The 25,307-nt window shown below is 60.5% G+C and carries 24 protein-coding genes; 3 read left to right on the top strand and 21 right to left on the bottom strand.

Translation table 11 applies throughout. The annotated features are described in order from the left end of the window. Positions 1-8: 8 nt before the first annotated feature. From pheT to aceA, 7 genes are all read right to left on the bottom strand, one after another. Positions 9-2,435 (bottom strand): phenylalanine--tRNA ligase subunit beta, encoded by a 2,427-nt coding sequence (pheT, locus tag AC0GNO_RS00255; RefSeq protein WP_472902492.1) that lies wholly within the window; start codon positions 2,433-2,435, stop codon positions 9-11. 9 nt (positions 2,436-2,444) lie between these two features. Next, positions 2,445-3,497, bottom strand: a complete 1,053-nt coding sequence (gene pheS / locus AC0GNO_RS00250) for a phenylalanine--tRNA ligase subunit alpha (protein WP_472889479.1) — start codon at positions 3,495-3,497, stop codon at positions 2,445-2,447. Between the two features lie 126 nt (positions 3,498-3,623). Further along, the gene (gene rplT, locus AC0GNO_RS00245; RefSeq protein ID WP_305362850.1) at positions 3,624-3,983 is read right to left on the bottom strand and encodes a 50S ribosomal protein L20; all 360 of its coding nucleotides are present in this window, start codon (positions 3,981-3,983) and stop codon (positions 3,624-3,626) included. A 24-nt stretch (positions 3,984-4,007) separates the two neighbouring features. After that, positions 4,008-4,211, bottom strand: coding sequence for a 50S ribosomal protein L35 (gene rpmI / locus AC0GNO_RS00240; protein WP_069048846.1), 204 nt, complete (start codon positions 4,209-4,211; stop codon positions 4,008-4,010). Between the two features lie 180 nt (positions 4,212-4,391). Then, positions 4,392-4,994: a translation initiation factor IF-3 gene (infC, locus tag AC0GNO_RS00235; protein ID WP_472889483.1), complete on the bottom strand. Its 603-nt coding sequence runs from the start codon at positions 4,992-4,994 to the stop codon at positions 4,392-4,394. 110 nt (positions 4,995-5,104) lie between these two features. Continuing rightward, positions 5,105-7,012, bottom strand: a complete 1,908-nt coding sequence (gene thrS / locus AC0GNO_RS00230) for a threonine--tRNA ligase (RefSeq protein WP_472902491.1) — start codon at positions 7,010-7,012, stop codon at positions 5,105-5,107. Between the two features lie 248 nt (positions 7,013-7,260). Then, complete coding sequence (gene aceA / locus AC0GNO_RS00225) at positions 7,261-8,592, bottom strand: isocitrate lyase (protein ID WP_472889477.1); 1,332 nt, start codon at positions 8,590-8,592, stop codon at positions 7,261-7,263. 398 nt (positions 8,593-8,990) lie between these two features. Here aceA and AC0GNO_RS00220 point away from each other — a divergent pair, with 398 nt between their 5' ends. Next, entirely contained in the window at positions 8,991-9,944 is a 954-nt protein-coding gene (locus AC0GNO_RS00220) for a DMT family transporter (RefSeq protein WP_472902490.1), read from the top strand. A 17-nt stretch (positions 9,945-9,961) separates the two neighbouring features. On the opposite strand, the gene AC0GNO_RS00215 is transcribed toward AC0GNO_RS00220, so the two are convergent. Then, complete coding sequence (locus AC0GNO_RS00215; protein WP_472902489.1) at positions 9,962-10,621, bottom strand: sulfite exporter TauE/SafE family protein; 660 nt, start codon at positions 10,619-10,621, stop codon at positions 9,962-9,964. Positions 10,622-10,782: 161 nt separating this feature from the next. Continuing rightward, positions 10,783-12,162, bottom strand: a complete 1,380-nt coding sequence (gene hemN / locus AC0GNO_RS00210; RefSeq protein WP_472889474.1) for an oxygen-independent coproporphyrinogen III oxidase — start codon at positions 12,160-12,162, stop codon at positions 10,783-10,785. A 179-nt stretch (positions 12,163-12,341) separates the two neighbouring features. Between hemN and fnr the strand changes: the two genes are divergently transcribed. Further along, the gene (gene fnr, locus AC0GNO_RS00205; protein ID WP_472902488.1) at positions 12,342-13,061 is read left to right on the top strand and encodes a fumarate/nitrate reduction transcriptional regulator Fnr; all 720 of its coding nucleotides are present in this window, start codon (positions 12,342-12,344) and stop codon (positions 13,059-13,061) included. 80 nt (positions 13,062-13,141) lie between these two features. On the opposite strand, the gene AC0GNO_RS00200 is transcribed toward fnr, so the two are convergent. The 9 genes from AC0GNO_RS00200 to AC0GNO_RS00160 all read right to left on the bottom strand — a co-directional run bounded on the left by AC0GNO_RS00200 (position 13,142) and on the right by AC0GNO_RS00160 (position 21,405). Then, the gene (locus tag AC0GNO_RS00200; protein WP_472889472.1) at positions 13,142-13,435 is read right to left on the bottom strand and encodes a hypothetical protein; all 294 of its coding nucleotides are present in this window, start codon (positions 13,433-13,435) and stop codon (positions 13,142-13,144) included. A 95-nt stretch (positions 13,436-13,530) separates the two neighbouring features. Then, positions 13,531-13,830 (bottom strand): nitrogen fixation protein FixH, encoded by a 300-nt coding sequence (locus AC0GNO_RS00195; protein WP_472902487.1) that lies wholly within the window; start codon positions 13,828-13,830, stop codon positions 13,531-13,533. 35 nt (positions 13,831-13,865) lie between these two features. Further along, complete coding sequence (ccoG, locus tag AC0GNO_RS00190; protein WP_472902486.1) at positions 13,866-15,338, bottom strand: cytochrome c oxidase accessory protein CcoG; 1,473 nt, start codon at positions 15,336-15,338, stop codon at positions 13,866-13,868. 72 nt (positions 15,339-15,410) lie between these two features. Beyond that, positions 15,411-16,319 carry a cytochrome-c oxidase, cbb3-type subunit III gene (gene ccoP, locus AC0GNO_RS00185; protein ID WP_472902485.1) on the bottom strand — a complete coding sequence of 303 codons (909 nt, stop codon included), beginning with the start codon at positions 16,317-16,319 and terminating at the stop codon, positions 15,411-15,413. A 26-nt stretch (positions 16,320-16,345) separates the two neighbouring features. Continuing rightward, positions 16,346-16,483: a cbb3-type cytochrome oxidase subunit 3 gene (locus tag AC0GNO_RS00180; RefSeq protein WP_305362860.1), complete on the bottom strand. Its 138-nt coding sequence runs from the start codon at positions 16,481-16,483 to the stop codon at positions 16,346-16,348. A gap of 16 nt (positions 16,484-16,499) precedes the next feature. Continuing rightward, on the bottom strand, positions 16,500-17,261 hold the full coding sequence (gene ccoO, locus AC0GNO_RS00175) for a cytochrome-c oxidase, cbb3-type subunit II (RefSeq protein WP_472902484.1): 762 nt from the start codon (positions 17,259-17,261) through the stop codon (positions 16,500-16,502). An 11-nt stretch (positions 17,262-17,272) separates the two neighbouring features. Beyond that, a complete protein-coding gene (gene ccoN, locus AC0GNO_RS00170; RefSeq protein WP_305362862.1) occupies positions 17,273-18,718 on the bottom strand; it encodes a cytochrome-c oxidase, cbb3-type subunit I in 1,446 nt (481 codons plus the stop codon). Between the two features lie 67 nt (positions 18,719-18,785). Further along, positions 18,786-18,923 carry a cbb3-type cytochrome oxidase assembly protein CcoS gene (ccoS, locus tag AC0GNO_RS00165; protein ID WP_177135122.1) on the bottom strand — a complete coding sequence of 46 codons (138 nt, stop codon included), beginning with the start codon at positions 18,921-18,923 and terminating at the stop codon, positions 18,786-18,788. 43 nt (positions 18,924-18,966) lie between these two features. Next, on the bottom strand, positions 18,967-21,405 hold the full coding sequence (locus tag AC0GNO_RS00160) for a heavy metal translocating P-type ATPase (RefSeq protein WP_472902483.1): 2,439 nt from the start codon (positions 21,403-21,405) through the stop codon (positions 18,967-18,969). 111 nt (positions 21,406-21,516) lie between these two features. On the opposite strand from AC0GNO_RS00160, the gene AC0GNO_RS00155 reads away from it, so the two are divergent. Continuing rightward, positions 21,517-21,960 carry a universal stress protein gene (locus AC0GNO_RS00155; RefSeq protein WP_177135124.1) on the top strand — a complete coding sequence of 148 codons (444 nt, stop codon included), beginning with the start codon at positions 21,517-21,519 and terminating at the stop codon, positions 21,958-21,960. A 149-nt stretch (positions 21,961-22,109) separates the two neighbouring features. Here the strand turns inward: AC0GNO_RS00155 and AC0GNO_RS00150 are convergent, their stop codons facing one another. Genes AC0GNO_RS00150 through lgt form a run of 3 tightly spaced genes read right to left on the bottom strand, consistent with a single transcriptional unit; the run spans position 22,110 to position 25,280 of the window. Then, complete coding sequence (locus AC0GNO_RS00150) at positions 22,110-23,666, bottom strand: malonate--CoA ligase (protein WP_472902482.1); 1,557 nt, start codon at positions 23,664-23,666, stop codon at positions 22,110-22,112. 31 nt (positions 23,667-23,697) lie between these two features. Then, positions 23,698-24,465 carry an enoyl-CoA hydratase/isomerase family protein gene (locus AC0GNO_RS00145; protein WP_472889466.1) on the bottom strand — a complete coding sequence of 256 codons (768 nt, stop codon included), beginning with the start codon at positions 24,463-24,465 and terminating at the stop codon, positions 23,698-23,700. Beyond that, positions 24,462-25,280, bottom strand: coding sequence for a prolipoprotein diacylglyceryl transferase (gene lgt, locus AC0GNO_RS00140; protein ID WP_472902481.1), 819 nt, complete (start codon positions 25,278-25,280; stop codon positions 24,462-24,464). The genes AC0GNO_RS00145 and lgt overlap by 4 nt, the downstream gene beginning before the upstream one ends. Positions 25,281-25,307 lie beyond the last annotated feature (27 nt).

Genomic DNA, 25,307 nt, shown 5'->3' with positions numbered 1-25,307 from the left:
TTGTTTGCTCAGGCACGCAGGCGGGCAGCCACGCGTTGAGCGAGTGATTCGAGTGCTCCGTTGACCGCTGCATCGATCTCGTCATCGGTCAGTGTAGCGTCGTCACGGCTCAGGGTCAGGCGCACGGCCAGACTCTTTTCGTTCGCGGCCAGGCCGCCGGCGGGGGCATCACTCTGCTTCTTCGGCCGGTACACGTCGAACAGCACCGCGTCGCGCAGCAGGTCACCACCACCGGCACGAACAGCGGCCATCACGGCCGCGTGAGTGACCGACTCCTTGACCACGATGGCCAGATCACGCTCGACCGGCTGGTGGCGGCTCACGGCCTGGAACACCGGCACGTCGCGTTGCAGCACGGCATCCAGCTCCAGCTCAAACATCACCGGCGCCTGGGCCAGATCGTAGGTCTGGCGCCATTTGGGGTGCAACTCACCCACATGGCCGATGCAGCGCTCGCCCAGCCACACGCTGGCGCAGCGGCCCGGGTGCATCGCGGGATGTTCGTCCGGCTTAAAGGTTGCCTGCAACGGCGCCAACAGGGACTGCACGTCGCCCTTGACGTCAAAGAAGTCCACCGCACGCTCTGCAGTGCCCCACTGCAACGCGTCAACGGAGCCGAAACAAAGGCCGGCCACCCGCATGGGCTGGTCAAAGCCGGCCACGGTGGTGTCACTGTCGGGCACCGAAGGATCCTTGCGGAATACGCGACCCAGTTCGAACAGGCGCACACGCTGGGCCTTGCGATCCAGGTTGAACTTGAGCACCGCCATCAGGCTGCCCAGCAGGGATGAACGCATCACGCTCATCTGACTGGCGATCGGGTTCTTCAGTTTGATCGGGTCGGCATTGCCGGCCAGCTCGCGCTCCCAGCGCTCTTCAACGAAGCTGAAGTTGATGGTTTCCTGGTAACCCAGTTGCGCCAGTTGTCGGCGTACGGCGAACGGGCCACGCCTGGATTCGGCGCGCAGCCTGGCGGTGATGGGCGCCAGCGGCGGATTCGTCGGCAACTGCTCGTAGCCGATGATCCGGGCCACTTCCTCGATCAGGTCTTCTTCGATCTGCAGGTCAAAGCGGAAGGCTGGCGGCGCCACGGTCACCGTGCCCTTGCCTTCGGTCACGTCCAGTCCCAGGCGGCGCAAGGCGCCCGCGCATTGCTCTTGCGAGACCGGCATGCCAATCACCTTGGCCGCACGGGCCACGCGCAGCGTGACCGGCTTGCCTTCGGGCAGCACCAGCGTCTGATCGTCCAGCGGACCGGCCTGACCGCCGCAAATATCCAGCACCAGCTGCGTGATGCGCTCGACGTGTTCGACGGTCGTGGACGGGTCCACACCGCGCTCGAAGCGGTGACCAGCGTCGGTGCTGAAGTTGTAGCGGCGCGAACGGCCAGCAATCGCCTTGGGCCACCAGAAAGCGGCTTCGATGAAAATACTGGAGGTGTCGTCGGAGACAGCTGTGGCATCGCCGCCCATGATGCCGGCCAGAGACTCCACCTCCTTGTCGTCGGCGATCACGCCCACGTTGGCATCGACCGTGATGATGTTGCCATTGAGCAGCTTGAGCTGTTCGCCCTCGCGGCCCCAGCGCACCTGCAGGCCGCCGTGGATTTTGTCGAGATCGAAGATGTGCGAGGGGCGACCCAGCTCGAACATCACGTAGTTGGAGATGTCCACCAGCGGCGAGATGCTGCGCTGGCCACAGCGCGCCAGGCGCTCGACCATCCAGGCCGGCGTCTGCGCCTGGGTGTTCACACCGCGCACGACGCGGCCACTGAAACGACCACACAGATCGGGCGCCTGAACGCTCACGGACAGGCGGTCCTGAATCTGAACGGAAGCCTCCGGAAATTCGGGCTGCAGCAGTGGCGTATCGGTGAGCGCCGAGACTTCACGAGCGATGCCGTACACGCTCAGGCAGTGCGCCAGGTTGGGCGTGAGTTTGAGCGTGAACAGCATGTCGTCCAGACCCATCTGTTCGCGGATATCGCGGCCGATCACCGCGTCTTCACCCAGCTCCAGCAGACCGTGACTCTCTTCGGAAATCCGCAGCTCCTTGGCCGAGCACAACATGCCCTGGCTCTCCACGCCACGCAGCTTGCCGAGCTTGATGGCAAAGGGCTTTCCGTCTTCACCCGGTGGGAGCAAGGCGCCCACCGTGGCGCAAGGAATCTTGATGCCGGGGCGTGCGTTGGGCGCACCACAGACGATGTTCAGCGGAGCACCTTGCCCTACATCTACCTGGCACACACGCAGGCGGTCAGCGTTGGGGTGTTGCTCGGCACTCAGTATCTGGCCAACCACCACACCGGTGAAGGCGGGCGCGAACGGGCGCAGTTCTTCGACCTCCAGACCGGCCATGGTCAGGGTATCGGCCAGCTGCTGGCTGGTCAGGGATGGGTTGCAGAAGGCACGCAGCCAGGATTCGGGGAATTGCATGGTGGTCGCTTATCTGAACTGACTGAGGAAACGCACGTCGCCGTCGAAGAACAGGCGCAGGTCGTTCACACCGTAGCGCAGCATGGTCAGGCGGTCCGGGCCCATGCCGAAAGCAAAGCCGATGTAGCGCTCGGGGTCCAGGCCCATGTTGCGAACCACGTTCGGGTGCACCTCACCGGAGCCTGCCACCTCCAGCCAGCGGCCGGCCAGCGGGCCGCTCTGGAACTGGATGTCGATCTCTGCGCTGGGCTCGGTGAACGGGAAAAAGCTCGGACGAAAGCGCAGCACCAGGTCGTCGGACTCGAAGAAGGTACGGCAGAAATCAGTGAAAACGACCTTCAGGTCCTTGAAGCTCACGTTCTCGCCGATCCACAGACCTTCGCACTGGTGGAACATGGGCGAATGCGTCGCGTCGCTGTCCACGCGGTAGGTCCGGCCAGGCGCGATGACGCGAATCTCCGGCATGGGCAGACCGGCGTCCAGCGCGGCGCGGTGGCGCTTGACGTGCTGCACCGCGTGGCGGATCTGCATCGGGCTGGTGTGGGTGCGCAGCAAATTCGGCGCTTTGTCGCTGCCGCCTTCGACGTAGAAGGTGTCGTGCATGGAACGCGCCGGGTGATCCTCGGGCGTATTCAGCGCGGTGAAGTTGAACCAGTCGGACTCGATTTCAGGCCCCTCGGCAACCTCGAAGCCTTGCGAGGCAAAGATGGCCTCGATACGCTCCAGCGTCAGGCTCACGGGGTGCAAACCGCCCAATCCACGCTGACGGCCCGGCAGACTCACGTCGAGTGCCTCGCCCTTGAGCTGGGTTTCGAGCTCGGCATCGGCCAGCGCCTGGCGCCGCTCGTTGAGGGCAGCCTCGATGGCTTGCTTCGCCACGTTGATCGCAGCGCCACGGGTCTTTTTCTCGTCGACCGGCAATGCTGCCATGCCCTTCATCAGCTCGGTGATGCGACCCGATTTGCCCAGGTACAGGGCTTTGGCGTTTTCCAGATCGGCCGGGGTGGCGGCTTGCGCGAAGCCAGCGCGGGCGCTGTCAACCAGTGCGTCCAACTCGTTCATGTGTGTCTTGTGCAGAGAAATGAAAAAAGGGGCTGAGAGCACCGAGGGAATCCCTCAAGCCTCAACCCCTTTGAGCGACGGGAAACCGCCATCACCTTTGCAGGCAACGACGTCTTCCGCCGTGAATCAAGCGGCCAGCTTGGCTTTGACTTGCTCCACGATGCTGTTGAAAGCAGCCACGTCGTTCACGGCCAGATCGGCCAGGACCTTGCGGTCGATCTCGATCTGGGCCTTCTTCAGACCGTTGGCGAACTGGCTGTACGTCAGGCCGCAAGCACGGGCACCGGCGTTGATACGCGCGATCCAGAGCTGACGGAAGACACGCTTCTTATTACGGCGGTCACGGTAGGCGTATTGCCCAGCCTTCATCACCGCCTGTTTGGCGATGCGGAAGACGTTACCGCGGCGACCGCGAAAACCCTTGGCAAGGGCGAGAACTTTTTTGTGGCGGGCGCGTGCCGTTACACCACGTTTGACGCGAGGCATGAGTGACTCCTTGTTCGTCGTTGATCAAATACCCATGCCGGGCAGCATCTGCGCCATGTGACCCATATTGGTCTCATGGACAGTCACTGCTCCACGCAGGTGGCGCTTGGTCTTGGTGGACTTCTTGGTCAAGATGTGACGTTTGAAGGCTTGACCGCGCTTGACGGTGCCACCGGGACGAACGCGGAATCGCTTCTTCGCGCTGCTCTTGGTCTTCATTTTGGGCATCTTCATGCTCCTTTTGATTTGTGCTCGTGAGGCGCCGCGAACCTTCCGCGGACTTGTTGGCCCCGAGCCACTTTTATGAAAGGCTTTACAACCTCTCTTTCAGCATCCGGCTTTTCAGCCAGTGCCTCGGACCGGCAGGAGACTACCCTGCCCGTCCAATACTGTTTATCACCGGTCCCTTCAGGTTGCCGATTGTTCAGCGCTTTGCGCTGGCGCCTCAGGTGACTTGGCTGCGGCCTTCTTACGACCGGGTGCAATCATCATGATCATCTGGCGGCCTTCCAGCTTGGGAAACTGCTCCACGATGATCGAATCGGCCAGCTCGTCGCGAATACGGTTCAGCAGCGCCAGTCCCAAGTCCTGGTGCGTGATCTCGCGGCCGCGAAAGCGCAGCGTGATCTTGCATTTGTCGCCATCATCCAGAAAGCGTCGGATGTTGCGCATCTTGATGTTGTAGTCACCGTCGTCGGTGCCCGGGCGGAACTTGATTTCCTTGATTTCAATGACCGTCTGCTTGGCCTTCGCTTCCGCTGCCTTCTTCTGCTCCTGATACTTGAACTTGCCGTAGTCCATCAGGCGACAGACAGGCGGCACTGCGGTGGCCGCAATTTCGACCAGATCCACATCCAGCTCACCTGCCATGCGCAGTGCCTCCATCAGACTGACGATACCCAGCGGTTCGTTCTCGGGTCCGTTGAGGCGAACCTCAGGAGCCATGATTTCACGGTTCAGTCTGTGTGCACGCTCTTCACGTTGGCGGCGGTCGCGAAAATTGGTAGCTATGGTGTATTCCTTGATGTGGGCTGTTCAGACAGGCGGGCAATCTTCGTCACCCTCAATGCGCGCGCCACGTGCACCGCAGCATGGGAGGGGTATCAACCGGATGTTTGACTTCAAACCTTCGATGAAACGTCTGCCGCAATCAGTCTGGAAAAGTCTTCCAGCGGCATGACCCCGAGGTCTTTATTACCTCGCGCCCGAACAGCCACGGCGCCAGCAACCCTCTCTTTGTCGCCCACGACAATGATATAAGGCCGCTTTTGCAATGCGTGCTCGCGTATTTTATACGTTATTTTCTCGTTGCGCAGATCAGTCTCAACTCTAAGCCCTTGATTCTGCAGTGCTTTCGCGATTTCACGACAGTAGTCGGCTTGCGAATCGGTGATATTGAGCACCGACACCTGCACCGGCGCGAGCCAAACAGGCAGCGCACCGGCGTGTTCCTCGATCAAAATTCCGATGAAACGCTCCAGACTGCCAACGATGGCGCGGTGCAACATGACCGGACGATGGCGTGCGCCATCCTCGCCCACGTACTCTGCATCCAGCCGCTCGGGCATGGAGAAATCCACCTGGATCGTGCCGCACTGCCACTGGCGTCCAATGGCATCCTTCAGCGTGTATTCAATCTTGGGGCCATAGAACGCACCTTCGCCCGGGGAAATTTCAAACTCGCACCCAGCCACGCGCAAGCTTTCCATCAAAGCGTGCTCGGCTTTGTCCCAGCTTTCATCGCTGCCAATGCGGGCATCCGGACGGGTGGCGATCTTGTAGATGATGTTCTTGAAACCGAAGTCGGCGTACACCTTCTGCAACAGCGCGGTGTAGGCTACGCACTCATCCAGAATCATGTCTTCGGTACAGAAGATGTGCCCATCATCCTGCGTGAACGCACGCACGCGCATGATGCCATGCAGGCCGCCGGTGGGCTCGTTGCGGTGGCACTGGCCAAACTCGCCATAACGCAGCGGCAGGTCGCGATAGCTCTTGATCCCCTGCTTGAAAATCAGGATGTGACCAGGGCAATTCATCGGTTTGAGCGCGTATTCACGCTTCTCCGACTCGGTGGTGAACATGTTGTCGCGGTACTTGTCCCAGTGCCCCGTCTTCTCCCAGAGGCCTTTGTCCAGGATCTGAGGGCCCTTGACTTCCTGATAGCCGTTGTCACGGTAGACCTGCCGCATGTACTGCTCGACCCCTTGCCACACCGTCCAGCCTTGGGGGTGCCAGAACACGGTGCCCGGCGAGTGTTCGTCGATGTGGAACAGATCCAGCTCACGGCCCAACTTGCGATGGTCGCGCTTTTCAGCCTCCTCCAGCATGGTCAGGTGCTGCTGCAGTTCGTCCTTGGTGGCCCAAGCCGTGCCGTAGATGCGCTGCAGCATTTCGTTGCGGTGATCGCCACGCCAGTAGGCACCTGCCACCTTCATCAGCTTGAAGTGCTTGAGCTTGCCGGTGCTCGGCACGTGCGGGCCACGGCACAGGTCTTCGAAGTTGCCTTCGCGGTACAGGGACACGTCTTCGTTGCTGGGAATGCTCGCAATGATCTCGGCCTTGTAATGCTCACCCAGGTTCTTGAAATACGCCACGGCCTCATCGCGCGGCAACACGCGGCGCACCACCGGTTCGTCCTTGTTGGCCAACTCGGTCATCTTCTTCTCGATGGCCACCAGGTCTTCGGGCGTGAACGGGCGCTTGTACGAGAAGTCGTAAAAGAAGCCGTGCTCGATCACAGGACCGATGGTCACCTGGGCATCCGGGAAAAGCTCTTTCACCGCGTAGGCCAATAAATGGGCGGTGGAGTGGCGGATGACTTCCAGACCATCGGCATCCTTGGCGGTGATGATGGACAGCGGGCAGTCGGCCGTAATTTGAAAGCTGGTATCCACCACCCTGTCCCCGATCTTGCCGGCGAGTGCGGCCTTGGCCAGCCCGGTACCAATCGAAGCAGCGACTTCGGCCACCGTGACCGGGCCGGGAAATTCGCGTTGGGAACCGTCGGGAAGTGTGATGTGAAGCATGGGGAGTCCAGAAACAAAAAAAGCGCGGCATGGGCCGCGCTGGATGTGATCGAAAAAAGAAATCGGGCAGGCGCGAACTGCAGGCCTCAGGAGACCAGGGAGAACATCACACGAGTTCGCGGTGTCATAACCAGATTGCCTTTCTCGCTCTTGCTGCTTGATGAATATTTGAATTTTCCCACAAAAAAGCCCGGGGCTGGCCCGGGCTCCTGTCTCTTCAGCCTCTGCAGGCCCCGTTGAGCATCAGATCAGTGGAACTGCTCTTCTTCGGTCGAGCCGGTCAAAGCTTTCACGCTGGAAGAACCACCCTGGATCACGGTGGTCACGTCGTCGAAGTATCCAGCGCCGACTTCCTGCTGGTGCGACACAAAGGTGTAGCCTTTTTCACGGGCGGCGAACTCAGGTTCTTGCACCATTTCGGTGTAGTGCTTCATGCCTTCGCCGCGGGCGTAGGCATGGGCGAACTGGAAGGTGTTGAACCAGTTGATGTGGATGCCGGCCAGCGTGATGAACTGGTACTTGTAGCCCAGCGCGGCCAGATCTTCCTGGAACGAGGCGATCTGCTTGTCGTTGAGGTTTTTCTTCCAGTTGAAGGAAGGCGAGCAGTTGTACGACAGCAGCTTGCCGGGACATGCGGCCTGCACGGCCTGGGCGAATTCGCGGGCGAAACCGATGTCGGGCACGCCAGTCTCGCACCACACCAGGTCGGCGTAGGGGGCGTAGGCAATGCCGCGGCTGATGGCCTGCTCCAGGCCGTTCTTGACGCGGTAGAAGCCTTCCTGGGTACGCTCGCCGGTGAGGAAAGGCTTGTCGTTGGCGTCGTGGTCGCTGGTGATCAGGTTGGCGGCTTCGGCGTCGGTACGGGCCAGCACAATGGTGGACACACCCATCACGTCGGCGGCGAAGCGCGCGGAAATCAGCTTCTCGCAAGCCTCTTGCGTGGGCACCAGCACCTTGCCACCCATGTGGCCGCACTTCTTCACGGCCGCCAGCTGGTCTTCGAAGTGCACGCCGGCTGCACCGGCGGCGATCATGTTCTTCATCAGCTCGAAGGCGTTGAGAACGCCGCCAAAGCCGGCTTCTGCATCGGCCACGATGGGCAGGAAGTAGTCGATGAACTCAGGGCTGCCCGGCTCGATGCCACGGCCCCACTGGATTTCGTCGGCGCGCTTGAAGGTGTTGTTGATGCGGCGAACCATGGTGGGCACCGAGTCGTAGGCGTAGAGCGACTGGTCGGGGTACATGGTCTCGGATGTGTTGCCATCGGCAGCCACCTGCCAGCCCGACAGATACACGGCTTCCAGGCCGGCCTTGGCTTGCTGCATGGCTTGGCCAGCAGAGATGGCGCCGAAGGCGTTCACGTAGCCTTTCTTCGCGCCGCCGTTGACCTTGTCCCAAAGCTTTTCGGCACCGCGCTTGGCCAGTGTGTGTTCGATCTGCATGCTCCCGCGCAGACGCACGACGTCAGCAGCAGAGTAACCGCGCTTGACACCTTTCCATCGCGGGTTGGTGGCCCAGTCTTTTTCCAAGGCTTCGATCTGCTGTTGGCGGCTCAGTTGCTCGTTAAGGGATTGGGGCATTTGAAGACTCTCCGTGAGGTTGATGAAAAGGGGTCGGCGCTCTCACCATGCAAGCCAGATGCCGATGTATGAACTTTAAGTCTTATAGAAGAGTTTTTAAAGCTCTTATGTCTTATATAAGATAAAATTTTTCTCATTTAAAATCAACAATGTTTACACATCATTTCTCAATACGATATTTTATTTCTTGTATTGAGAAATTTTTTTGCAGCGCAACACATCCTGTTTTCACATTAAGAAAAGACGTTCTCTCATCCCGGAATAGGTAAAACACCATCCCTGTGGGTGCCCCGCGCATGCGACCCACCTCCAGGAGACGCACGTATTCCAGGCGAGCTGTGTCTGCACATACCGGCTGCGAGGCTGAAGTGACGGGGCTTCGGGCATGATCTGCGGCCATGCACGCTTCCATCACAACAACCCCTGCGATACCGCGTTGGTGGGCCTACGCTTGCCTGGCCCTGAGTATGTCGCTGGTCGGCAGCTACGTGGCACTGTCCAAACCTCTTGTGCTGGTCTTTCCGGTTTTTCTGCTGGCCTGGCTGCGCTTCGGCATCGGAGGAATCGCCATGTGGCGCTGGCTGCGCAAGCCAACGGAGGAACCTCCGTTTTCGCCCCGAACACGCCGCCTTCTGTTCTTGGAATCCTTCCTCGGCAACTTCCTGTTTTCGATCTGCATGCTGTTTGGTGTCAGCTTGACCACGGCCGTGGCCGCTGGTGTGGTGATGGCGGCCATTCCGGCGGTGGTGGCGATTCTGAGCCGCATCTTTCTGAAAGAACGCATCGGTCGCCGGACAACTGCCGCCATTGCTTGCGCCGCGCTCGGTATCGGCTTGTTCTCTCTGCAAAAACCCGATGTCGGCCTGGCCGGATCGCAAGAATTGACATTCTTGGGACTGGGATATTCGGTCTGGGGCAACCTGCTCGTGTTCGCTGCCGTGGTGTGTGAAGCATCCTATGTGGTGATCGGCAAGAAGCTGACTGAAGGCCTCGGGCCCAAACGCATCTCTGCCATCATCAACCTCTGGGGTTTTGCGCTGGTCACGCCGTTTGGCTTGTGGGCAGCGTGGCATTTCGATTTCATGGCAGTCAGCGGCGGAATCTGGGGCCTGCTGGTGTTCTATGGGCTCGCCGCCAGCATGTGGACCGTCTGGCTGTGGATGACCGGGCTTCGGACCGTACCTGCCTCACGTGCGGGCGTGTTCACGGTGATGCTACCGGTTAGTGCCGCGGCCATCGGGGTGCTGTTCATGGGAGAACGGTTGACGCCGTTGCAGATGCTGGCGTTCGGTATCGCGCTACTGGGCTTGATCCTGGCAACCCTGCCCGCTCGCCAGTCGACCAGGCGCTGACCCGCTTCAGCTACCGGTCACAGGCAGAACAAGCCAGTGGGGTTGGTCAGCCCCATCCAGAGTGCCCAGCCAGAAGTCAGCGCAAGCGCCAAGCCGGCCAAGCGGATGGCCCAAGCTCCCGATTGACCGCCTCGCAGGCGCAGCAACAACCAGGGTGCCGCCGTGAGGGAAATGGAAGTACCCAATGAGAACAGTGCCATGATGGCAGCTCCCTCGAACACGTTCGCCGAGAGCGATGCCACGAGCAAGGCGGAATACAGCAGACCGCACGGCATGAACGCCCAGCCGATACCCAACACAATGGGCGCACGGGGGCCCAAGCGGGTAAGCACCGGGCGTGCCTTGCGCCACAGCGATTGGCCCAGGCTGTCAATCCAGGCGGGTTGGCGTGCTTGCCAGATCAGTGCCAGCCCAAGGAGAAATGCCGCCGCGTGGAACATGGTCCAGAGCGGCCGGATCGCGATGGTGTTGGTCCCCAGCACCGCAAGCCCCTGGACCGATCCCGCTGCAAAAGCGCCGAACAGTGAATAACCCAGCATGCGACTGAACTGGAACGACCACAAAGCCTGCGTACTGCGAGCTCCCGCCGCGCGGCTGATCCCGGCGCAGGCTGCACCGCACATGGCAACGCAGTGGGGGCCCCCCACGATGCCCATGAACAGGGCCGTGATCGCCATGGAAGTTTGCATGAAAGAACTGTAGCAGTGTGTGCGTCTTGGCCTTCGAAGGCAAAGTCAAACCCGCACCCACAAGGATTGGATGCTTTTTCCAGCGCACGCGCCAGCTCGTGCGCATTTCTCGCGGGCCGAGCCTCGCCCCAGGTCTCCGAATTGACCGTTCAGATGATCTTTGAAAACCGGGCCCGGTCCAGATCAACCTGCAGGTTCTTGTCGAACACCATGGCAATGGCCCGGACCAGATACCAGCCTGTCGGCGTGACCTGAACACCGCTGTCATCCAGGGTGACCAAGCCGTGTTCGGCCAGTCCGGCCAACACCTCGAGTTCACGCGCGAAGTAGCTCTTGAATTCGATCAGATGCCCCAGTTCGATCGATTCGTACTGCAGCTGACCCTGACACATGATGGACATGATGACGGCACGGCGCAGCAGATCATCGCGCGTGAGCACAAGACCACGCACGATGGGCAGCCTGCCCTGATCGAGGGCATCGTAGTACTCCTCCAGCGTCTTGGCGTTCTGGCTGTAGGTGGCACCGATGCGACCAATAGCGGAAACCCCCAGAGCGATCAGATCACAATCGGGCTGCGTGCTGTAGCCCTGAAAGTTGCGATGCAGGCGGCCCTGGCGCTTGGCAACCGCGAGTGCATCCGTCGGCAGGGCGAAATGGTCCATGCCCACGTAAACATACCCGGCATCGCTCATGGCATCCAGCGATGCTGACAACATGGACAGCTTGTCGCCAGGACTGGGCAACTCGGCGGAAATGATGCGACGTTGTGGCTTGAAGCGGGACGGGAGATGCGCATAGGCGTATAGCGCAATGCGGTCCGGCCGCAACTGGTTCACTTGCGCGAGCGTGCGTGCAAACGACTCGGGCGTCTGCAGCGGCAGACCGTAGATCAGATCAACGTTGACCGACTCGAATCCGATCTTGCGCGCAGTGTCCACCAGCGCGAACACCTGTTCAGCGGGTTGCACGCGGTGCACCGCTTTCTGAACGGCAGGGTCGAAATCCTGGACACCAAAACTGAGACGGTTGAAGCCCAGTCTCGCCAAGGTCTGAAGCCGCTGGTCGGTCACGGTCCGGGGATCCACCTCGATCGAGTACTCGCCACCCGGCACCAACTTGAAGTTGCGCCGGATCATCGTCATGAGATCCTCAAGCTCTGCATCGGACAGAAAGGTAGGCGTGCCGCCACCCAGGTGCAACTGGGACACGCTGTGCCCCTTCCCAAAATGCTGGACCTGCAACTCCACCTCACGTGACAGGTAGCGCAGGTATTCGGCCGCCCGTTCGTGGTGTTTGGTGATGACCTTGTTGCAGGCGCAGTAATAGCAGACCGACTCGCAGAACGGAATGTGTACGTAGATGCTGAGCGGAAGGGCCAACGAGCCGGCTCTGCGCTGCTCCAGCGCTTGTATATAGTCGCCCTCGGTGAACGCTTCCACAAAGCGGTCAGCTGTCGGGTACGACGTGTACCGCGGACCGGGAACATCGAATCGCTTGAGCAATTCATCGGAAATGGCGTGACTCACAAACTGTTCTCCAATGCTGAGCCCCGAATGTGCACCAGGCTCGCAGATCCTCCCTTGATCTTGATCAAGCCCCGGTGTGTTCGCAAGCCATCGCTCCCACGAAGGGCCTGGCGCGCGGTCATTTCCTCGACACAAGTCCCAGCTATGCGTTAAGCTCACCACCGATTTCCGGATAATTTATGGACGCACAAAGCATCAAAGTCGCCTGTTCGAGCTGCAACCTGCGAGAATTGTGTCTACCCATGGGTCTCAACCCAGACGAAATGGACAAGCTCGACAATGTCATTTCGGCGCGGCGACGCATCAAACGCGGGTCGGCACTTTTCAGTACGGGTGACCGGTTCACCTCGCTTTACGCGGTGCGTTCCGGCTTCTTCAAAACCTGTGTCACCACGGCCGATGGCAGGGATCAAGTGACCGGCTTCCAGATGACCGGAGAGATCATCGGCCTGGATGGCATCGTGAGCGACCGCCATTCCTGCGATGCCATCGCACTGGAAGATGCTGAAGTCTGTGTGATGCCGTTTGATCAAGTCGAGGAACTCTCCCGAGAGTTCACCACCCTTCAACACCATGTGCACAAGATCATGAGCCGCGAAATTGTGCGCGACCACAGTGTCATGCTGCTGCTTGGCAGCATGCGCGCAGAAGAACGCCTCGCGGCGTTCCTGCTGAACTTGGTTCAGCGCCTGCACGCCCGCGGCTTCTCCCAGTCCGAGCTGATTCTCCGCATGACACGCGAAGAAATTGGTAGCTACCTGGGCATGAAGCTGGAGACGGTGAGCCGCACTTTTTCCAAGTTCGTGGACGAAGGCATCATCGAGGTCAAACAGCGTTACGTCCACATCAAAAACACCGAAGGGCTCAAGCTGATCGTGCCCCCCCCGACCGGTCACTGAACCCAACATCTGTCCCAACAGGAAGCCTCAGCTGGAAACACTCCGCTGGGGTTTTTTATTTTGGAGATCTGCAGGAGCGTTCAGGAACAAGATTCATTCTTGGCACAATCCCGCGGCCGCTGATCCGGCGGGACAGGACACCGGTTCACTTCAAAAGGTGACATGGACAGCAAAGAGGTGAGTGCACTCGACACCATGGCCACGATCCAGAAGGTGAAAAATGCCAGCGTGTAGACCGCTGGACGAGACAACTCCAGAGGAGCCCCAAACCAGTGAAGATCACTCGGATCGATCATGGCAAACACGATCATCTCCAGAACCGCCGCCACCAAAAATGCGGGCCACGCAATCCACATCCATCGTTGAGCCGTCATTCCTGTTTCTCCTCGGGTGTTGTTGTGATCGATTCCGGGCATAACCGGTGCATAGTCGTTCAGGCCATGGCTTGGGATAGTCGCAGCACGCGCTATTACTTCGTCGGTGGCACCACAGGGGAGGCTGCGTGGTTCCGAGCCTGGTGAGCCGGTTGAAGTTGAATCAGCGCTTCGGCACGAGCTTGTCCGTCCAGCATCTGGGCCGCCTTCAGGTCGCGCTCAAAGTCGGCCTTGTTGAGCACCGGGTCTGCGCCCTTCACTGCAATGACGGCCGTGATGATGGCGGCCACAACAACCACCAATGGCCCCCCCACCACCAGCCACATGTGGGGAACGCGCCACCAAGGAATCGGGAGCTGTTCATTGACCGGTGTTTTGAGTATTGTGGTGTTCATAGAGAATCTTGAAACGGGTTGACTGAAAGTGGTGCTCAGCGCGGTACCAGGAAGGCCGCTTTTTCGGTGACACGTGTGCCCGAATCTCCGACAGCCTGGATTTCGAAATAGATGGAATGGGAACCAGTGGCAGCGGTTCCCGGGGGAACCTGGACCCGCATGACCGCAGAGCGTACTTCCGTCGGCAATACTTCAATCTCTGTTTCCGACGCAATGGCAATGCCCGGCAACCCGGAAACACCGATCACATAGCGTTGTGAGCGCTCGGTCGCGTTCATCACCTGCAACCGGAAGACGTTTTCGATGCGTCCCTGTTCCACCATGCGTGCCAACGCACCGCGGTCCCGGATGACATCAACCTTGAGTGGCTTGCGCAGAAACAGACTGACCATAACCGCGAGGCTGATGGCCAACAGGATGCCTGTGTACACCAGAACCCGCGGACGCATGGCCCGACGGATCATCTGCTGGGAGTTCCATCCTTGTGCAATACCGTTCTGGGTCGAGTATTTGACCAGTCCACGCGGATAGCCCACCTTGTCCATCACCTCGTCGCAGACGTCGATACAGGCACCACAACCGATGCACTCGTACTGAAGACCGTTGCGGATATCGATGCCCGTCGGACAAACCTGAACACACAGCGTGCAGTCTACGCAGGCACCCAGTTCCAGTGCTTTGGGGTCGGCCTTCTTCGAGCGCGGGCCACGCGGTTCACCGCGTTTTTCGTCGTAGGTCACGATCATCGTGTCCTTGTCAAACATCGCGCTCTGGAAGCGCGCGTAAGGACACATGTATTTGCAAACCTGTTCGCGCATGAAGCCAGCGTTGCCGTAGGTGGCAAAACCGTAGAAAAATATCCAGAAAGTCTGCCACGGCCCCAGCGAAGCGGCCAGCGAGACCGCGGCCAACTCCCGAATCGGTGTGAAGTAGCCGACAAAGGTAAAACCGGTCCACAGCGAGAACAGAATCCAGAGTGCGTGCTTCGACCACTTCTTCCCGAACTTGCCAGCTGAAAACGCCGAATCGTCCAGACGCATGCGCGCCGAGCGGTCACCCTCGACCTTTTTTTCGATCCAGAGGAAAATTTCGGTGTAGACCGTCTGTGGACAGGCGTAACCACACCACAAACGACCGGCAACAGCCGTAAACAGGAACAATGCCAGGGCTGCAATGACCAATAGACCCGTCAGGTAAATGAAGTCCTGCGGATACAGTACCAAGCCAAAAATGTAAAAACGGCGCGCCTCAAGATCGAAGAGCACCGCCTGTCGGGCATTCCACTCTAGCCAAGGCAACCCGTAGAAAACGATCTGGGTGATCCAGACTGTGATCCAGCGCCACTGAGAAAACAGACCCGAGACAGATCGTGGGTATATCTTCTTGCGCGAGGCGTAGAGCGAAACCATGACCTCATCGTCTGCAGGAACCCCTTTGGGCGGCGGTTCCGGGACGATGGGAATGATGGTGGTCGGATTGGCGCTGGTGGCTGGCTTGGCGGAACTCACGAAGAACCCGAGGTTGGAAAATGGAAAAGAGTCGCAGCGGTCGACTCGACCGCTGCGACTCTCTTTAAACGCTCAATTGGCCGCTTTGTTGGACATGCCCCAGACATAGGAGGCCAGCACATTGATCTGTGCTTCGTTCAACAAGGCCGACTGCCCAGGCATCTGGTTGTTGAACCCGTTGTTCACAGCACGCACGATGGCTTCTTCGCCCCAGCCGTGAAGCCAGATTCCGTCGGTTAAGTTGGCTGCACCCACCGCAGCCATGCCCTTGCCGTCCATGCCATGGCATGCCGCACAAGCAGCGAACTTCTCTTTTCCCTGGGTGGCCCGCACGGAGTCGTGAGGACTGCCAGACAGGCTCAGCACATAGTTCGCCACGTTGCGCACGTCTTCAGCACTGCCCACGGCAGCAGCCATTGGGGGCATGACACCGACACGGCCCTGCGTGATGACCGTCTTGATGGTCGCATGATCACCACCACCCAGCCAGTCGTTATCGGTCAGGTTGGGAAAGCCTTTGGCACCGCGCGCATCCGAACCATGGCACTGGGCACAGTAGTTCATGAACAGGCGCTCACCGATTGCCATGGCTTCGGAGTCACCAGCAATCTGCTCGGGAGTCATGCCGCTGAATTTGGCGTAGATGGGGGCGATTGCCGCCTCCACCTTGGCAACTTCAGCTGTGTGTTGACCCTGCGAACTCCAGCCCAGTGCACCCTGAAATTTGCCAAACATGGGATACAACGCACCATAGGCCAGTGCGAAGATGACCGTGATGACGAACAGATACACCCACCACCTGGGTAGCGGGTTGTTCATCTCCGCCAAGTCGCCGTCCCAGACGTGCCCGGTGGTGTTGTCGGCATGGGTGGTCGCCTTGGTAGTGCCGCTGATCCAGAGCAGGACCAGGCAGGCGATGATGCTGATCAGCGTCAGTCCACCCACGTAGAGGTGCCAGAAATCACTTGTAAAGTCGCTCATGATGTTTCTCTTGTTGGTGCCGCGGTTTAGTCGTCAGTGAAGGGCAGCTGGGCTGCCTCGTCAAAACCAGCCTGGTTGCGTTTGGACCAGGCCCAGACCACGATGCCCACGAAGGTCAGCAGGCTGACCACCGTGACAATGCTGCGGAGATCGTTGATGTCCATGAAGGGCCTTCCGCGTTTACTGGTTGGTACCAGTCGCCGCCGCGGGAGCTGGTTCAACAACCGGCGCGGCTTCAGCCGCGGGTGCAGCAGCCTCGGTCGCTGGCGTCACATCAGCAACGGCGGGCGCTGGAGCGACTTCGGCAGCTACCGGACGGACAGCGCTGCGAGCGGTACCCAGTACCTGCAAGTAAGCGATCACGGCTTCCATCTGGGTCTTGCCCTTCACCGCATCGACCGACTGGGCGATTTCCTCATCGGAGTACGGAGCGCCCAATGTGCGGAGCACTTCCATGCGCTTGGGCATGCTGTCCGCATCCACCGATTTCTCACCCAGGAAGGCGTAGGCAGGCATGTTCGATTCAGGCACCACATCACGCGGGTTGTTCAGGTGCACACGGTGCCACTCGTCACTGTAGCGGCCCCCCACGCGATGCAGATCAGGACCCGTGCGCTTGGAGCCCCACTGGAATGGACGGTCGTACACGAACTCGCCAGCGACCGAGTAAGGGCCATAACGCAGTGTCTCGGCCTGGAAGGGGCGAATCATCTGCGAGTGGCAGTTGTAGCAACCTTCGCTGACATACACATCGCGACCGGCCAGCTGCAGTGCGCTGTAAGGTTTGAGGCCTTCGATCGGTGTGGTGGTGGACTTCTGGAAGAACAGGGGCACGATTTCAACCAGACCACCCACAGCCACCACAAGCGTGATCAACACGATCATGAGGAAGTTGTTGGTCTCGATCCGTCCGTGGCCTTCGATTTTTTCGTTGTTTGCCATGTTTTTACTCCTCAGGCGTGTGCAGGGTTGACGGCAAGGACAGGCACGTCCACAACACGGCCCTGGCGCATCGTCATGATGACGTTCCAGAGCATGACCAGCATGCCACCGAGGTACAGCAAACCACCCAGCAGACGGATCACATAGAACGGGAAGGTGGCTTTCACCGATTCGACAAAGGTGTAGGTCAGGCTGCCGTCGGGATTGACCGAGCGCCACATCAGACCTTGCATCACGCCGGCAATCCACATCGCTGCGATGTACAGCACGATGCCGATGGTGGCCACCCAGAAGTGCAGTTCAATGGCGGGCACTGAGTACATCTTCTTCTGGCCGAATAGGCGCGGGATCAGGTAGTACAGCGAACCCATGGACACCAGACCCACCCAGCCCAGCGCACCGGAGTGCACGTGGCCCACGGTCCAGTCGGTGTAGTGCGACAGCGCGTTGACGGTCTTGATCGACATCATCGGGCCTTCGAAAGTGGACATGCCGTAGAACGACAGGGACACGATCAGGAAACGCAGGATGGGGTCGTCACGCAGTTTGTGCCAGGCACCCGACAGCGTCATGATGCCGTTGATCATGCCCCCCCAGCTGGGAGCCAGCAGGATCAGGGAGAACACCATGCCAACCGATTGCGTCCAGTCTGGCAGCGCGGTGTAGTGCAGGTGGTGAGGACCTGCCCACATGTAGGTGAAGATCAGCGCCCAGAAGTGGACGATGGACAGGCGGTAGGAGTAAACCGGGCGCTCGGCCTGCTTGGGGATGAAGTAATACATCATGCCCAGGAAGGCTGCGGTCAGGAAGAAGCCCACAGCATTGTGACCGTACCACCATTGCACCATGGCGTCCTGCACACCGGCGTAGGCCGAGTAGGAGTGCGTGGCGCTGGTCGGGATGGCTAGGTTATTGAAGATGTGCAGCAGGGCAATGGTGATGATGTAGGCACCAAAGAACCAGTTGGCCACGTAGATGTGCTTGACCTTGCGGATGCCGACCGTGCCGAAGAACACGATGGCATAGGACACCCAGACCACAGTGATCAGCAAGTCGATCGGCCAGATCAGCTCAGCGTATTCCTTGCTCTGGGTCAGACCCATGGGCAAGGTAATCACCGCCGAGACGATCACCGCATTCCAGCCCCAGAACGTCAGCCAGGCCAGCTTGTTCGAGAACAAGGCGGTGTGACAGGTTCGTTGAACCACGTAGTAGCTGGTAGCAAACAGCACCGACCCACCAAACGCAAAAATCACCGCGTTGGTGTGCAGCGGACGTAGGCGACCATAGGTCAGCCATTCAATGCCCATATTGAGCTCGGGCCAGGTCAACTGGGCCGCGATGATTACACCCACCAGCATGCCCACCACGCCGTAGATCACGGACATGACGGCAAACCCGCGGACCACACTATCGTTGTAGACCGCCGGTTGGCTGGCCTTTGTTGTCACGGACATACAGAACTCCTCAAAAATGTCACTTGGCGAGTGTCTACAGGCACCCTGCCAGCCGCCTTGACTTAAGTCAATCACCTCGGAGAATACGCTCGCCTTCTCGCTCGATGTTGTCAAATTGCCCCGCGTGGAGCGCCCACCAGAAAATGCCGATGATGGCGAAGACCAGAACCACGGAGAGCGGAACCAGCAAATACAAAACGTCCATGGTGAATACCTCTGGAAACCTCGGTTCGAAAACAAGCGCGATCTTACGCCGGCCACCCCATACCGGACTGGGTATCCGAGGATCGGACAGGAATATGAGTCGCCAGCCGCAGCGCGTTGCCAATGACCAGCAGAGAACTGCCCGCCATGCCCAACCCGGCCAGCCATGGCGGCATCCAGCCGATCAGGGCCATCGGGATGCTGACCACGTTGTAGAGCGCGGCCCATATCAGGTTCTGGCGCACAATGCGCATCGTGGACCTGGCCAGCTTCAACGTCAAGACCACATCCATGACTTCGCCGCCCTGGATCACATAGTCCGATTGGGCCTGTGCCAGGGGAGCTGCATGCCCAAGAGCAAACGAGGTGTCGGCTCGCGCCAGCACCGGTCCATCGTTCAAGCCATCACCTACCATAGCCAGGCGGTGGCCCCTGGACTGGAGGTTCACCACCTCGGCCAACTTCTGTTCCGGCGTGGCGCCGGCGATGACATGGTCCACGCCCACCGCCTGCCCGACCTGGCGCGCGGCGGCTTTACGGTCCCCGGACAGCAGCCAGGTCTGGATGCCCAATTCGCGAAGAGCGGATACGGCGGCCTGTGCGTCCTCACGCAAACCTTCCTGAAACTCGAAAGTGGCCAGCCATCCCTGGCCGTCAGCCAGATGGGCCAGAGGCGCGCCGTCCACTTCGTCGGTCGCCCCAAGGTTGACGCTACAAAATGCGGCTGATCCCAGCCGCAGTGGCCCTCCGTCCAACAGTTTCGCCTGCATGCCCTGACCCGCCATCTCCTGCATGTCCGTGAAGCTGATGGGCACGTAGTCTGCACCTGCCGCATCGAACTGCGCCTGGACCAGCGCCCGTGATACGGGGTGCAGCGAGCCCTGTGCCAGCGAAGCCGCCAGCAACAGCACGTGGGCCGGATCCGCGCCGTCCCTGGTGCGCACAGCCTGAAGCTTCAACTGGTCATGGGTGAGTGTCCCTGTCTTGTCAAAGATCACTGTGTTGATCCCAGCCAGTGACTCAAAGGCCTGCAACCGGCGGACCAGAATGCCGCGACGGGCCAGCGCGCCGGCCGACGTGAGCATGGCTGCGGGCGTCGCCAGTGAGAGCGCACACGGACAGGTGACGATGAGCACCGCCACCGCCACCGCCAGCGCCTTGCTGTGATCGATCTGCCACCAGTACCAGCCAGCGAAGGCGGCCGCCAAAAGCACCATCACCAGGAACGGCGCCGCAATACGGTCGGCCAGCACCGCCAGCCGCGGCTTTTCTGTGGATGCTTTTTCCATCAGCGCCACGATTTGGGCAAACCGGGTATCGCGCCCCAGGCGCTGAACGGCCACCAGCACCGGGCCGCCCAGGTTGAAACTGCCGGCCACAACCGATTGGCCACGCGTGCGCATGACGGGGCGTGACTCACCCGTCAGCAAGGCCTCGTCGACCGTCGCGAATTCGCTGCGGACCTCACCATCACCCGGAAACGCCTGACCCGCCTGAACGCGCACCACGTCGCCCACAAGCAGTCGTCGAACCGAAACCGATTCGAGGCTGCCGTCCAGCTTCAGTCGCTCACACACTTCGGGCAGACGGCTCATCAGGCTGTCGAGTGCACCCGCCGTTCGGTCGCGCGCCTTGAGTTCAAGGTAGCGCCCACCCAACAGGAAAAAAACGAACATGGTCAGCGAGTCGAACCAGACCTCATGGCCCCAGGGACCGGTCGGATCAAAAGTGGCTGCCGAGCTCGCGATGAAAGTCACCAGAATGCCGATGGATACCGGTGTGTCCATCCCCACTCGGCCCCGCAGGAGGTCGCGCCAGGCGCTGCTGAAAAACGGACCACTGGCAAAAAACACCACCGGCAGGCTCAGCACCCAGCTGGCCCAGCGCAGCAACTGGTCAATGTCGGGAGGGATCTCACCGGGCGCGGCCACGTAAGCTGGCCATGCGTACATCATGACCTGCATGGCGCAGAAGCCGGCGACAAAGAGGCGCCACAGCGCGCGGCGGGTTTCGCGCAGGCGTTCGCTGATCGACAAGGCCTGTTGCATCGGAAGCAGCCGGTAGCCGGTCTCGCCAACCACTTGTGCCAGGTTGGACATGCGGGTCTGGGTCGGATCCCAGCGCACCGTCAGGCGTCTTGTGGCGGCATGCACCCGGGCAAGCTGCACACCAGGCAGATCCTGCAAAGCACATTCGACCGTGTCGGCACAGGCTGCGCAGTACATGCCCTGCACCATCAACACCGACTCCGCCACCTGGCGGCCATCGATTTCGGAGAATTGGGTGAAATCCTGCTGCTCGACCGGGTCGTCCAGAACAGCGAAGTTGTCGGTGACGGTGAGGGGGCCTCGGTGCGCACCAAACAGGCTGGGAACAGCCGCGCCCTCACCCGTCTGCTCGACGCGGCCAGGGGCCGCGAGATCGCTGGGCAAGGAACGCCCAAGCGATGACCCCACCGGGGGCGCGGTGACGGCCTCGTTCATGCGCTGAGGGTAATTCAACTGGTGCTCCTGGCGCTTGATTTAAGTCAACCACTCCAGGGCGGTCTTTGTTAGCCTATTGTCTGTCCAACAACAATTTCACTGGAGAAGACCATGTACAAGCGCATCCTCGTGGCGACCGACGGTTCCAAACTGTCGCAAATGGCCGTCGAGCACGCCATCAATCTGGCCGATATCACAGGTGCCGAGGTGGTGGCACTCAAGGTGGTGCCGCGCTATCCGCAGACCTATTTTGAGGGCGGTGTGGCCCTGGCCGCGGCGGAAGTCGCCCGCATCGAAAAGCAGTGGCAGGACGAGGCCATGGAGGCGGTCAACGCCGTGAAGTCGGCGGGACAGCTCCGCGAAGTGAAGGTCAAGCCAATCACCGTGAAATCCGATCTGATTGCCGAAGCCATCATCGCTGCGGCCAAACGCAACAAATGCGACCTGATCGTGATGGCATCGCATGGTCGTCGAGGCCTCAAGCGCCTGTTGCTGGGCAGCGAGACCCAGCAGGTGCTGACGCATTCGCACACACCTGTGCTCGTGTTGAGGTAACTGGCACCTCCGCGCCACTGGGATTCCCTGCGCCGCCCTTCGGCGTCACACCCCCAGGGGCAATGCGAGCGACCCGGCCAAGCCGGCTTCGCCGCGTTCTGGCTTGATGACACGTGCTCCGGAAAAGCCACCGCAGCGCGTTTCATTTTTCAGGCGAATTCGCTCTTGTATTGCTCGCGCAGCAGGTTCTTCTGAACCTTCCCCATGGTGTTGCGGGGCAGTTCATTCACCACGAAGCAGCGCTTGGGAATCTTGAAGTTCGCCAATTGCGCCTTGAGCATGACCAGCACCTGTTCGGCGTTCAACTGGGCACCCGGTCGTGCGATCAGCACGGCCACACCCACCTCGCCAAAGTCCGGATGCGGCACGCCCACCACGGCGCTCTCGGCCACGCCCGGCAGTTCGTTGATGAAGCCTTCGATCTCGGCCGGATAGACGTTGTAGCCACCACTGATGATCAGATCCTTGCTGCGCCCGACGATGGTCACGTAGCCTTGAGCATCGATGCGCCCCACATCACCGGTCTTGAAGAAACCGTCGGCGGTGAATTCTTCGGCGGACTTCTCGGGCATGCGCCAGTAGCCCTTGAAGACGTTGGGTCCGCGCACCTGAATGCCACCGACCTTACCCACGGGTACCGGCTCACCCGCATCGTCCACCACCCGCAGCTCCACCCCGGGCAACGGAAACCCCACCGTGCCGCCGCGCCGCTCGATCTGCCCGCCGTGGCGCGCGTCAGCCGCGCAAGGGTTGGACGTCAGCATGACGGTTTCGCTCATGCCGTAGCGTTCCAGGATGGTGTGCCCGGTGCGGGCCTGCCAGGTGTTGAAGGTTTCGATCAACAGCGGTGCCGAACCGGAGATGAACAGGCGCATGTGACCAGCCTGCTCGGGCGTGAGGCCGGGTTCGGCGAGCATGCGCACGTAGAGAGTGGGCACGCCCATGAACACCGTCGCTCGCGGCAGCAGCGACACCACGCTGGGTGCGTCGAATTTGTTGAGCCACAGCATCGGGCTGCCGTTGATGAGCGCGCCATGGATGGCAACAAAAAGACCATGCACATGGAAGATCGGTAAGGCATGGATCAATACATCGTCGGGCTGCCAGCACCAGTAGTCCCGCAACACCTGCGCATTGCTCAGCATGTTGCCGTGGGTGAGCATGGCGCCCTTGCTGCGCCCCGTCGTGCCGCTGGTGTAGATGATCACGGCCAGGTCATCGGCTGCGCTGGTGATCGGCGAGTGCTGATCGCTGTGGTGTGCGGCGCGTTCGAGCAAACTGCCGCTGCGATCATCGTCCAGGGTGAAGACATAACGCGTGCCGGCCGTGAAGGCAATCTTGGACACCCATCCGTGGGTGCGCGGGCTGCACACGAACACAGCGGGTTCGGCGTTGGCCACGAAGTACGCGATCTCCGCGCTCTGGTAAGCCGTGTTGAGCGGCAGAAAGACAAAACCCGAGCGCAGCGTGGCCAGGTAAAGCACCATCGCCTCCACCGATTTTTCCACCTGCACCGCGATGCGAGCGCCCGGAGGCAGATCGAGCGAGGCCAACAGATTGGCCACCATGGCGGATGCGCGGTCGAGGTCGCGCCATGTGTAGCTCAAGCCGGTGCCGCCACCGGGCTCAATGTCTTCGACCGCGACCTGATCCAGATCGGTGGGAAACGCCGCACGCAAGGCGGCATACAGGTTGTGGTTGTTCATGGACGGCACAACAGGATGAAGCACAGACGGATCAGAAGACCGGTGGCCGCTTGGCCAGGAAGGCTGTGATGCCCTCGCGGTGTTCGGCGCTGTCGGCGTAAGCGTAGGCGTCGGCCAAGACTCCGTCGTCCAGTGGCGCCGTCGCCAGGCGCCGCAGCGTCTGCTTGTTCAGGCGCGCGGCCTGCGGGGCCAGTGTGGTCAGGCGTTGCGCGCGCACCTGGGCATCCAGCTCCACATCGGCACCGGGCAACACGGCGCGCAGAAAACCGCTGGCCATCATCTCGTCGGCACTGAAGACCATGGCCTCCAGCAACATCGAACGCGCAACTGGCAGGCCGACCTCACACGCCACCAGTTGCGCCTCCCGTGGTGCCATCGGAAATCCGAGTCGCGCAATGGGCGCGCCAAAACGGGCGTCCTGTCCTGCGATGCGGATATCACAGCAACATGCAATCTCGACACCGGCTCCCATGCAATTGCCTTCGATCTGCGCCAGGATGGGCAGGTCACACGCCAGCATGGCCGCCAGCCCGCCCCAGACATCCTGCTCGTGAAAAGCGCGCAGGGTGGCTTCGTCAAAACGAAAATCCGGGTACTCGGCGATGTCGCCTCCCGCACAGAAGTGACCACCCTCCCCGCTCACGATCACGCAGCGCAGATCGGTGCGTAGCTGCAGGTGGTCGAAAACCGTCTTCAACTCACGCCACATCGCGCGCGACATCGCGTTGAACTTGCCAGGATGCGACAGGGTGACCCGGGCCACTGGCCCCTGGCTCAACAACTGAACCGTCCCGCTCATGCCCGAGCTCCCGGGCTGCGCTGTCCATACCACCACCACATCCCCGCGCCAGCCACGATCATGGGCACACACAGCCATTGGCCCATGCTCATCCCGAGCGAGAGCAGTCCCAGATGGGCATCAGGTTCACGGAAGAACTCGGCAATGAAGCGGAACACGCCGTAGCCAAACAGGAAGACCGAGGAAACCTGACCCGTGGCGCGCGGTTTGCGCGCGTACAGCCACAGCAACACGAAGAGCACCACACCCTCCATGAGGAACTGGTAGACCTGCGAAGGATGGCGCGGCAGGTCGCCCGCGCCACGGAACACCATGCCCCAGGGCAACGACGGGTCGGCGACACGCCCCCACAACTCGCCGTTGATGAAGTTGCCCAAGCGCCCTGCGGCCAGACCGGTGGGCACGCAAGGCGCCACAAAGTCCATCACCTGCATGAAGGGTCGATGGCGACTGCGTGCGTACCAGACCATGGCGGCCATCACGCCCAGCATGCCGCCATGAAAACTCATGCCGCCTTGCCAGACCGCAAAGATTTCCAGCGGATGCGACAGGTAGTACGCGGGCTTGTAGAACAGGCAATAGCCGATGCGCCCACCAAGCACCACGCCCATCACACCGAGAAACAGGATGTCCTCGGTGTCGCGACGGGTCCAGGGTTGGGGCACCCGGATCGACGCGAAAGGCTCGTGCTTCAGGCGCGCATGGGCCAGCAACATGAACAGGCCAAAAGCGGCCAGGTACGTCAGCCCATACCAGTGAATGGCCAGCGGGCCCAACTGCAGGGCGACGGGATCAATTTGGGGATGAATCAGCATGGCTTGCGATTGTGCACGCAAGCCATG

Source organism: Hydrogenophaga sp. L310, assembly GCF_055703065.1.
This window is presented reverse-complemented; position numbering and strand designations above follow the sequence as displayed.